This is a genomic window from Cohnella sp. GCM10020058 (assembly GCF_042683485.1).
GTDB lineage: Bacteria > Bacillota > Bacilli > Paenibacillales > Paenibacillaceae > Cohnella.
The window spans coordinates 102,571-113,890 of sequence record NZ_JBHUJV010000004.1; the positions used below are offsets into that span (position 1 = coordinate 102,571).

Annotated in this window: 9 protein-coding genes; 2 read left to right on the forward strand and 7 right to left on the reverse strand. The window is 52.3% G+C overall.

Features of this window, described 5'->3' with window-relative positions; all coding sequences use genetic code 11:
* Nucleotides 1–55 precede the first annotated feature (55 nt).
* The gene (locus ACFSR7_RS06770) at nucleotides 56–862 is read left to right on the forward strand and encodes a TIM barrel protein (protein ID WP_378159897.1); all 807 of its coding nucleotides are present in this window, start codon (nucleotides 56–58) and stop codon (nucleotides 860–862) included.
* Nucleotides 863–1,053: 191 nt separating this feature from the next.
* Nucleotides 1,054–7,602, forward strand: a complete 6,549-nt coding sequence (locus tag ACFSR7_RS06775) for an S-layer homology domain-containing protein (RefSeq protein WP_378159899.1) — start codon at nucleotides 1,054–1,056, stop codon at nucleotides 7,600–7,602.
* Between the two features lie 180 nt (nucleotides 7,603–7,782).
* On the opposite strand, the gene ACFSR7_RS06780 is transcribed toward ACFSR7_RS06775, so the two are convergent.
* The 7 genes from ACFSR7_RS06780 to ACFSR7_RS06810 form a co-directional block, all read right to left on the reverse strand.
* Nucleotides 7,783–8,112, reverse strand: coding sequence for a hypothetical protein (locus tag ACFSR7_RS06780; RefSeq protein WP_378159901.1), 330 nt, complete (start codon nucleotides 8,110–8,112; stop codon nucleotides 7,783–7,785).
* Nucleotides 8,113–8,235: 123 nt separating this feature from the next.
* A complete protein-coding gene (locus tag ACFSR7_RS06785; RefSeq protein ID WP_378159903.1) occupies nucleotides 8,236–8,676 on the reverse strand; it encodes an oxidoreductase in 441 nt (146 codons plus the stop codon).
* A 169-nt stretch (nucleotides 8,677–8,845) separates the two neighbouring features.
* The gene (locus ACFSR7_RS06790) at nucleotides 8,846–9,157 is read right to left on the reverse strand and encodes a hypothetical protein (RefSeq protein ID WP_378159905.1); all 312 of its coding nucleotides are present in this window, start codon (nucleotides 9,155–9,157) and stop codon (nucleotides 8,846–8,848) included.
* A gap of 65 nt (nucleotides 9,158–9,222) precedes the next feature.
* Nucleotides 9,223–9,705 (reverse strand): NUDIX hydrolase, encoded by a 483-nt coding sequence (locus ACFSR7_RS06795; protein WP_378159907.1) that lies wholly within the window; start codon nucleotides 9,703–9,705, stop codon nucleotides 9,223–9,225.
* Between the two features lie 153 nt (nucleotides 9,706–9,858).
* Entirely contained in the window at nucleotides 9,859–10,011 is a 153-nt protein-coding gene (locus ACFSR7_RS06800) for a hypothetical protein (RefSeq protein ID WP_378159909.1), read from the reverse strand.
* Nucleotides 10,012–10,217: 206 nt separating this feature from the next.
* Entirely contained in the window at nucleotides 10,218–10,586 is a 369-nt protein-coding gene (locus tag ACFSR7_RS06805) for a DUF7674 family protein (RefSeq protein ID WP_378159911.1), read from the reverse strand.
* A 274-nt stretch (nucleotides 10,587–10,860) separates the two neighbouring features.
* The gene (locus ACFSR7_RS06810; protein ID WP_378159913.1) at nucleotides 10,861–11,091 is read right to left on the reverse strand and encodes a DUF2750 domain-containing protein; all 231 of its coding nucleotides are present in this window, start codon (nucleotides 11,089–11,091) and stop codon (nucleotides 10,861–10,863) included.
* Between the last annotated feature and the right edge of the window lie 229 nt (nucleotides 11,092–11,320).

Consider the following 11,320-nt stretch of genomic DNA (forward strand, 5'->3'; position numbering starts at 1 on the left):
CGATAACGCCCCATTAACACGAGTGTGATAAGATGGGATCGGAGGTGGTAGACTGGTGAAGTTTATACGCTTGAAAGGGAATCTCGAGCAGCGCAACTTGGACAATCGCCTGTCTTACGAGCCGGATATTATCGAGTTCTACCTGAGTGAGCGCGATCTGGACGATCAGGAGCTGATCCGTGACCGGATCCGCCAGCTTCACGCTCGTGGAGTCAAGCCGTATCTGCATCATCCGCCGACGTACCGCGGGACGTATCTGGACATCTTGAGCGAAGATCCGGATGCGCGCCGATTTTACCATGAATCGTGCGAAGCGCTCGCCCGCATCTGCGCGGAGGAGCGGGCCAAGTGCGTCGTGCATGCACACTACGTTCATACGGCCAGCTGCGGCAACGTCACCCGGGAGCGAACCGCGCTGTTGCGCGAAGAGATTCGCAAGGTGATGGCTTATTCACGGGACGTATTCGTTTGGGAGGATTCGACCGAAGGTCTGTTTTCTTATGGCTGCAATCCTTATTTAATAGAAGAGTTGATCAAGCCGCTTGCGCTTCCGTTGACGGTCGACGTGAGCCACACTTTCATTTCGTTCCGCGGGGATAACGAACGGCTGCGGGACATCCTCGAACGCACCGCGCCTTACGCGCAATATTACCATCTTGTCGACAGCATGGGACATGTTCACGATTCGCTGCAGCTGGGCCTGGGGAAGATCGATTGGCGCATGGTGAAGCCGCTCGTGCTGGGCAAGGACTTTATCTTCGAGATCACGCTGAGCGGGGATCACTCGGACTGTACGCCGATGGTGGACAGCGCTCAGTACTTCGCGGATATTAAGGCTGAAGAACGTATAGCGACGAAATAAATACAAAAAAAAAGGCATCGCCAAGCAGAAAATGCGCTTGGCGATGCCTTTTTTTTGCAGAAAGCAATTACATTGTAAATACATCCCGCACAAGTTAATATTCGGAAAACACCAGATGAATATATAGATAACCTTAAGTTAATAGACTTGATAAGTATATAAATAGCAGCTAGAGAAGGAGAATCGACTGCATGACGATCAAGATGAAAAAATGGGTGAACTGGGTCGTTCTGAGCGCGATGGCGTTCGGGCTATTCCCGTATTCGCCGGCTTTTGCGGCTACGATTGATTACAGTCAGGTTCCGGAGCTTCTGATTACGGAACTGGTGCCGGATACGAACAATGTCGGCGGCTCGGATGGCTACGAGGCGATCGAGATTTATAACAATACGAGTCAGCCTGTTGATTACAGCCAGTATTCTTTAATTTACAACAATGGCAGCACCGATGCGTCCTATGGGCTTCAATCGGCCGGAGCGGCGATAATTCCCGCCCGTCAAGCGATCGTGCTCTGGGTCACGAACGATGCCAACGGCAGCGAAACGACCGACAAGTTCAACGCGAACTACGGACTTAGCGGGGATGCCCAGCTTGTCGAAGGAACGAATCTGTTCCGGACCGTGAAGGTGAATGGCATGGCCAATACGGGCAAGCGCTCCTTGACGCTAAAAGCATCGGACGGCTCGGCCGTCGCGAAGGCCGCTTATGACGTCGCCACGTCTTCCGTCAACAAAGGCATCGTCTACAACTATCCGGTCGGCAGCACGGATATGGTGCTCGCCGCGCTCGAGACGACGGCGGCTACGCCGGGAACGGTGCTGCCGACACAGGTTCCGGACCAGCCGTCCGATTACGTGACGCCGACGCCCGCCGTCGATCTGAAGATTTCGCATACGCCTGCCGTATCCGCTCCTGAAGATCAGGACTTGTCGATCTCCGCCGCGATTACGGACAACAAGCACTCGGTAACGGCAGCCGTCTACTACCAGACGAATCTGGCTCCGAGTTATACTGCCCTGGCCATGAGCGCTTTGCAGGACGGCGCCTATGCGGCGTCGATTCCGCATCAAGCTTTAACCGGCGCGTCGTCGCTTCAGTACTATATCGAAGCGGCGGACGGTACGGACGGATCGGTCGCATCGTCCGTATATAACGTGAACATTCAGGCGGTGAGCGAGCCGGCGGAGCGGTCGCTGCTCATTACCGAGCTCGTTCCGGATACGGCGAACGTCTCCGGGGCGGATGCCTACGAGTTTATCGAGGTGTACAACAATACGGATGCTGCCGTCGACTTTGGCGGCCAGTACTCACTCGTTTACCGTAATGGTGGAGCCGATACAGTCTGGGCGCCGCTGACGACGGGTCCGATCATTATTCCGTCACGCCAGGCCATCGTATTCTGGGTGATGAACGCGGCCAACACGGCGCTGACGGAAGCTCAATTCAACGCCAACTTTGCCACGTCCCTGACGGAAAACACGAATCTGTTCCGCGTTAACGGAGGCGGCGGCATGGCAAATGCAGGTCCGCGGGACCTGCTCATCAAGAGCAAGCGCGGCAAGGAGATCGTCAGCGCTTCTTACCAGGACGACGCCCAGACGCAGCCGGATAAAGGGATCTTTTACCGCCTGCCGACCGGTGCAGGCATCGATATGACCATGATGGACGCGCCGGGCACGCTTGCGGCGACTCCCGGCACGGTCGATCTTGTACAAGTGACGCCGCCTGCCGCCAACGAAGCGCCGGTCATCACGCACTCGCCGGTCACGCAAGGGGCTAAGGGCTCTGACATCCTGCTGACGGCGAACGTAACGAATGCCGAGAACGCCGACGTGGATCCGCTCACGGTGTTTATCTATTACAAGACGGCTTCCCAGGAGTTTTTCTCTTCCGTCGAGATGAAGGCGAGCGGCAGCGCCTATCAGGGCGCCATTCCCAAGGAAGCGCTGGTGGAGTCCGGGATCCAGTACTACATCGAAGCCAAAGACAAGGCGAATACGGTAAAAACGGCTACGTACGACGTGGCGGTCGATCTCACGACGGATCTGTCCAAGGTGCCGCCGATCTTGATCACCGAGCTGCTCCCGGACAGCGTGAACGTCCAGTCCTCGGACGACGGGGAATTCATTGAGCTGTACAACAATTCGGACAAGCCGTTTGCGTTCAAGGATTACAAGCTGTATTATCGCTATCCGGATTCCGGCACGGATGCCGACGTCATCTGGCCGTCGAGCAAAGAAGACATTGTCATTCAGCCGGGCAAGACGCTGGTTCTCTGGGTGATCAACAGCGGAAATTCGACGCAGACGGTCGCCGACTTCAATGCGGCCTTCAAAACATCCCTCGTCGAGAACGTGGACATCATCAAAGTATACAGCGACGGCATGGCGAACTCGGCCAAGCGGGGCATCGTCGTCGGCACCAACACGCATGTAGACATCGTGACCGCTTATTACGATGGCTCGGTGAAAGGCGAAGTCGCGGCGGGCAAAGGCATTTACTACAAGTATCCGTCCGACGGCTCGAAAAACATGCTTAAGTACAGCGTCGGCACGAAGAACGCGACGCCGGGAACGCTCGAGGCGGGACAAGCTCCGGCACAGCCGGTTCACGTGGAAGACGACACGGCCGAGCCGGCGATCGCCGACCGGACCGGCAAGACGGAGACCAGCCAGAAGATCGATCTCGATCTGGTCGCGGACGTAACGGACGACACGCGCGTGCTTTCCGTAGCCGTCTATTTCAAGTCGAACCTGGATGCGGGCTATACGAAAAAGTATCTGACGCAGGATTTCAACGATACGATGTACCACCAATTGCTGACTTCTCCGGATCTGCTCGGCAGGAAGTACGTCGCGTATTATTTCGAAGCGTCCGACGGTCAGAACGTAGCGACCTCGAAGGTGACGCGCGTGAACATCAAGGAAGGACAGGACCGCGCGCCGCTGCGCCTGAACCTGGAGGCCGGCGATATCGTCTCCGGCAAGACGACGCTCAAGGGCACGTCGGAGACCGCCGGTCCCGATACGTTGGAGCTGAAGATCGACGGGCAGACGGCCGCAGGCACGTATGATGCGCTCGAAGATGACGCGGTCTTCGCGTTCGACGTTAAAAACGTCAATTATTACTTCAAAAACGCGGTCACGATGGGGCAGGAGATTCTGTATACGTTCCTGGATCCGATCACGGCGTATACGACGCTGTCTTATCCGATCGAGACGACTCGCCTTAAGGAAGGCGCGAACCTCATCGCGATCCGGGCAGGCACCAAGTCGGGTCCGTTCGACGACCGGCCCGAGGAGAACAAGGACGACTTCGAAATCCGCAACGTAAGGCTCGTCATGCCGGACGGCACCGTCCTGTACGATCCGCTCTACGCGGCGCCGACGAAGGAACTGAAGATGGGCGATTCGGCCGGCAAGTTCCCGGCGATTGAATTTAACTTCACGATTCCTGCAGAGCAGCTGCGCGCCAAGGCCTATGACTGGGATACGACCGCACTGGCCGACGGCGTGCATACGATCGAGGTTGTCGCCTCGGACGATTCCAGAGCGCTCAGGGCGATACAGATCGACAACACGGCGCCTGTGATCACGCCAAGCGTAGCGGACGGTCAGACCTACCGCGGCGCGTTCACGCTGGACGCCTCGATCTCGGATGCGCTGGCCGGCGTCGCGTCGACGGAGACGACGCTGGACGGCAACGCGATCTCGCTGCCAGTCGGGACGTCCTCGGGCCTATTGACCGCAGGCGAGCACGTCCTCGTCATTAAGGCGACGGACAAGGTCGGCAACGTATCAGAGAAGACCGTCCGTTTCAGCGTGCCGAACGAGAATCCGGCGCAGCCGGAGCTGGTGTCGCCGGCGAATGGCGGCGCACTGACCTCTTCAAGCGCCGAACTCACGGTTAAGGTCACGGATCCGACGGACGATCCGATGAAGGTTTCTTTCTACAAAGGCTTCAAGTACGACGCGAACAGCAAGGCGGGATTCATCGGATATCAAGGCGCAGCCGACGTGGAGCCGCCGAAGACCGTAGCGCCGGCCGGCGAAACGGCGATGACGGCGGACGAGTACGCGAAGATCGGCGCGGCGGACGGCCAATACCTGACGAAGGACGCGGCGGACGCTTTTCCGTACCACCGCTTTAACATCAAGCTGGACGAATCGGTGAAGACGACGGACCGGGTGGACATCAACTGGCAGGGCAAGTCGCTGGAGGGCCGCAAGGTCAGCCTGTATGCGTGGCAGCCGGTCAAGCGGCAGTGGATCATGCTCGACACCGAGGTTGCGGGTGCCGCAGACTTTGCGCTGGGCGCGACGGTGCAAGCGGGCGAGTACAATGACGGCGGCAGCATTGCGGTCATGGTGCAGGACGAGCTTCCGGTGAAGCAGGATCCGTACGATTTCTCTTTTATCTGGATGTCCGACACGCAGTATTATTCGGCCAGCTATCCTTGGATTTACGAAGGCAACACGCAGTGGATCGTCGATCATCAGCAGGACATGAATATTAAATATGTCATTCACACCGGCGATATCGTCGACAACGCCGAGCAGGCATACCAGTGGGACAACGCGGAAAAAGCGATGAAGACGCTGGACGACGCCAAGGTTCCTTACGGCGTGCTCGCGGGCAATCACGACGTCAGCCATCAGAGCGGCGACTACTCGCACTACTACGCGCATTACGGCGAAGAACGCTTCACGGTTCAACCGACCTACGGCGGCTCCTACAAGAACAACCGGGGCCACTACGATCTGATCTCCGCCGGCGGCGTGGACTTCATCATCGTGTACATGGGCTGGGGCGTGACGGACGAGGACATCGACTGGATGAACCAGGTCGTCGCCGACCATCCGGACCGCAAGGCGATCCTGGCTTTCCACGAGTATATGCTCGTGTCCAATAACCGGGCGCCGATCGCGGACAAGGTGTTCGAGCGCGTCGTCGTGCCGAACAAGAACGTCATCATGACCCTGAGCGGGCACTACCACGATTCCGAGACGCTGGTCGACAAGATCGACGACGACGGAGACGGCGTGGCGGACCGCGAAGTGTACCAGATCCTCGCCGACTATCAAGGCGCTGCCGAAGGCGGTCTGGGCTACATTCGCCTGATGCAGTTCGATATTCAGAACAACAAGGTCCATATGAAGTCGTACTCGCCTTACCTGGACGACTACAACTATTACGATCCGACCGAGTATCCAGGCAAAGACGAGTACGACATGAACGTCGATCTTGGTGCGATGAACAAAGAAGTCGCGACCGACTACTTCGGCGTCAAGGTGTACACTGACGAGCTTATCGGGCAAGTGAACAACGCGGCGAGCGGCAAAACGGCTTCGGTCGCCTGGAAGGGCCTCGTTTCCGACCGCTATTATCAGTGGTACGTGAAGGCTGAGGATGCGTATAGCGGCAGCGTGCTGTCCGATATTTGGGGCTTCGCGACGGGGACGGTTATCCCGGAAAATCCGGGTACGCCGGACCCGGGCACGTCAAATCCGGGCACGTCGAACCCGGGCACGGGCACTCCGGGCGGATCGACTGGCCAGAACGGCAGCGTGCTGACCGTCAAGGCCGACAAGGACGGCGCCTATGCGCTGACCGGCGACGCCTTAAAGGCGGCGATCGCGCAGGCTGCCGGCGGCGTCGTCGAGATCAAGCTGGATGCCTCCGCAACCGGCAACGGAAGCACGTTCTCGCTGAAGCTTGACGGCGCAGGCTTGAAGCAAGGGCAGCAGGCAGGCGTCGCGCTGAAGATCTCGACGCCGCAGGGCACGATCGAGGTGCCGGCGGGCGCGATTCCGGACAGCGCGGTGCAGGGCGCCGATGCCGTCACGCTGAGCTTCGAGCTGAAGAGCGACCGTCAAGGACAAGGCGCACTGCTGCAGACGATAGGTGCAGACGCAGTCTTCAAGGCCACCGGCCAAACCTTTGAGCTGAATCTGTCGGCGACGACCGGCACGACCTCGACCCCGATTCATGAGTTTAAACAGCCGATCACCGTGCGCAGAACGCTGACGGCCGAGCAGCTCGCGGGTATCGACAAGGAGCTCGCAGGCGTCTACTACGTGAACGGCAGCAAGCTGGAATATATGGGCGGCCGGATTGAAGGCAATGAGCTGGTTTTCACGACCAAGCATTTCTCTTCCTTCGCGCTGCTCGAATATCGCAAGCAATTCGCCGACATGATCGGCAACTGGGCGAACGATTACGTCCGAAAGCTGGCTGCCAAGCATATCGTGACCGGCGTGAGCGACACGTCATATGCGCCGAGCCTGTCCGTGACGCGCGCCGACTTCGCGACGATAATCGTCCGGGCGCTGGGCTACGACCAGCCGCAGGGCACTTCCAAGTTCACGGATGTATCCGCTAGCGCGTACTACGCCGGCTTTGTCTCCAAGGCTGCCGAACTGGGCCTGATCCAGGGCGACGGCGCTCGCTTCCGTCCGCAGGACAAGATCAGCCGCGAGGAAGCGATCGTCATCCTCGTCCGCGCCTACGAGAGCACGTCGAAGACGACCGTCTCGCCGTCCGCTAGTACCCAGCCGTTCGCCGATCTGAATAAAGCCGCCCCGTGGGCGTCCGCGTCCATCGGCAAGGGGCAAGCGCTGGGTCTCATCGGCGGCAAGGGCGGCAACCTGTTCGACCCGAAAGGCCAGCTCACGCGGGCTGAGATTGCGAAGCTGGTGTATCAGCTGCTGATGTCCGATGAAAATAAAGTTATAGACTGAAAAATTTGATCTGGCGGGGTTTATGAGGATCGAATATCGTTAGACTCCAAAAAATAAGTATTGTAATAGACTGACAATAAAGATGAAGCAGCGGCGGCTAAGACTTGAAAATACGGTCTTAGACTGCCGCTGTCTTTGTTCAACTAACGTTCCTCGTTAGTTGAAAAGCAATAAGGGTGGTTAACCAATGAAAACCACAGCATTTTCTCGTCGAAATGCAGTGGGTAGCATAGTGATTAACAAATCGGTTCTGTAAAGGATATATGTTAGCTGCGTTTCTAATAAATTGTGAAAAGACCATTCTCGAACCTGAAGCAGCTCGGTAATGACGTCCTCCAAGTCTTCTTTCCGAATATCAACACCCCAAGAAAAATGCTCTACCCACTTTAAATTCATTGCTTTTATCGCGGGGACCCAACACTCATAGAAAAATGCTTCAGTTGACACTGGTATTGAGAAAGCCTTTTCAAATTCATTAGTCGGTTCTAAGATAAAGGCTGCTACTGACATAAGACATATTCACTCCTAACAAAAGAACAAATCATTGTAACTATCTTTCCTTCTAGCTTAACGAAAACGGCAGCTGATTTTTAGACCTGCTGCCGTTGTGTTCGGTTGCTCTATCGTCTCCTGTTAACGTAATCGACCAATTTCATAAGTTTTCTCTATCGCTAATTTATAATTGTCCCATTTAAAGTGGAAAGGTCCTATATCGAGTGGTTGATTATTATGTTCTAAGTAAAAATTGCTCCACTCAACAATATCTGATTCTTTATCTATAGCTACAGAAATATATCCGCATTCTAAATCACCGCACTGCGGACAAATTAATATCGGATACCTATGATATTTGAATTCAAAAGGATACTTAAATAAGAAGTAGTCAATTGTAAGCTGTTGTTGCTCATCTTTCCCCCAACCAAAGGCAGGTACGAAGTCATACTCTTTCAGCCGTTGATATAAGGATATCGAATCAATGATTAGGTCAGCGAATACTGTCTTGTTTTCTTCTATTGAAACATCTTCACCGTATCTGCTGGATAATCTTGTCTCCAGAAAGTTTAGATTAGTCATGGCTTAAATCCCCCAGTATCAACACGTAACGCTACCATCCATATTAGCACATACTGAAATTATCCTGCCCGTTACTTCAATGGAAACGGCAGCCGATCGTCTGACCAGCTACCGCGATGCTCGTTCTGCTATCGGTCTCTGTTGCTTTAATGAATACCATGGAAAATGGCTAACATTCTCGAAGTCTTAACTCATCTACAAGAAAATCCCCTTGCTCAATCTTTATTACATGATGCTCTTGTGTAGGATCCCATCCAATTTGTAATGCATATTTTATTAGAATGGCACAAGCCCGCGGGGTATTGAGATTGGTCTGCCAGTTTACTGCCCATGAGAACAAGATTGAAACAATTGATGTTTTCGTTCTAGCTGGGTATATTTTAAAGCTGATATATTCATGATTTGGTGTATAGTCTATCACGCACAAAAATGAATGATTTTCAACAACTATCCGTTTATAACGTTTTGTAAAAAGTTTCATCGTTACCTCTCTTAACCAGTTGCTTTGTGTCTTTATTGAGCTATTGTTCCCAGATAGCTTAAGGACTAAATAGTTCGATTCAACTTCACTTCAAAATTTGGTTTAGTAACATAATCCATGTAATGCGTTTTCCCATCGAAATCTAAATAAGCTTGATAACGTGTACGGATAGCTGGGGCTGTAATCATATCAAGCGCTTGGTCCTTCTTGACCCAACGACAATCTGACGTCTCTTCAGACGTACATAATATCCCGCCAATGGGCTTACAGATAAAGTCCAACATCACTTTCGTGGGAACATCAGTAACACCGTCATGCCATTTATGAACTGCTGTATTCGAGAAGACCCCAAACAAATGCGACACAACCACTTCTATTCCGCTTTCCTCTTTTATTTCACGAATCAAAGCATCAATTAGGTTTTCACCTACTTCTACTTGTCCCCCTGGGCACACCCAACCGCCATGTTGAGTCTTTACTAAAAGGATTTCACCTTTTTCATTTTCTACAATTCCACTAACAGCCACAATATGAGTTGGCCATGCCATGGGCATTCCTCCATGTCACTCTGATTAATTATTTCAAAGTTTATACTACCACATATTGGAACTATCCTGCCCTTTAGCTTAACGAAAAACGGCTGCCGATCTTTAGTCCTGCTGTCGTGGTGTGGATTGTACTCTTGTGCTCCGATAGTTAATTCATGAAGTGAGTTTAGAGTAGTGATTTAACGCCAGCTCACTTAGGTTGCCGAATCGTTGAATATCCGAGATATAATCAAATCCATTTATTCCTCCAAAAGTCCACAGACTGGCTGTGATTTGAGTAATTGGCTCATTTTGAGTAGAATTCATATTGTAGTCTCCTTGGTTTGTTTTTGGATCCGCTCGCTGGCCAGCTTACGGGACCCTTAACCATCTTACCAAGGAGTCTTTTTATTTCTCAAACCTGATATTTCTGCATTATAGGAATCCTGCCCGTTAGTCGAACAGCCTGCCGTATCTCGCCGGCAGGCTGTGTAATTGAACTATCGTCTCCCGTTAGTTGAGCTGAACCTTGATTAAAATCTACCTAATGCAATATCAGCTTCTATCTGAAGCTGCCTAGTTTTAGCTCCCATGTATTTCTGAGCAGTCTTTAGAATTGATTTATCATTTCCCAGTATTTCTAATACTGTAGTTTGAAAAATGTTCTTTAAGCGAACATCTTTACTCTTTGATACTTCTTCAAAGTATTTAAAAATACTCTCTAGCAAATTGATGTTTTTTTCCTCAGTTAATAACTGAATTATTTTCGGCATGAATATTAGTTCAATTATAACAGTATCTAGTACCTCACCATAATACTCGATTGATTCTCTATACTCTTCTTCAGTCGACGGTAAAAAATCTAACATTTTTCTAAGGAATTCTTCCGATTTATTAGTCATGACTACGAAACCTCGCCTCCGAATTGATTTCAAGCAAGCCTGTCCGTTTACTGAACAAGCTGCCGATCGTGTAGGCAGCCTGTTGTCTTTGTACTATTGTACCTGTTAGCGTAACGATGGTTTAATACTTTTCGAGCTCCTGCTCTAAATCATTTAGTAGCACTGGAATCTCAAGAACTGCAGAATCATCTCGGTTCCAAAAGATCGACGGCTTATGCTGATCCTCCGCCATATTGGGTAACAAGTCACAAATAAACTCGTTTAGTGAGATACACTATGCTTTATAATTTGACCAATCTTCATAAGCACAGTACTCTGCAAACTCTTTCTTAGGCCAGAAAGGAATAAGCAATCTCCCGTTATCATCTGAAGACATTGCCCAACCGTCATCATACAAACCCCAGACTTCTTCTGAATCAGTAACCTTCTTTATAAAGTATTCATATCTAATATTCGCGGAGAGTTTAATAATAGCCTCGAATTCTTTTGGGTTTATCAGGTGCATCCGGTGCTCCTCCTGGTCTGAACATTTACTTAGCTTAATGCCGGCTGCCACTCTAAAACTTTAATTTCAAGGTCTAATACTTTATTCTCCAGTCTAACACTTGGAAAGCCGCCTGCGGCTTTTTTGCTATCCTGCAATCCGGCCCGCACAAAAAGCTCCCTGGCGCGCGAATCGCTGCGTCAGGCGAGCTTTTTTTCGAGTGCGGCATTCCGCCAAAAAAAAACGCCTT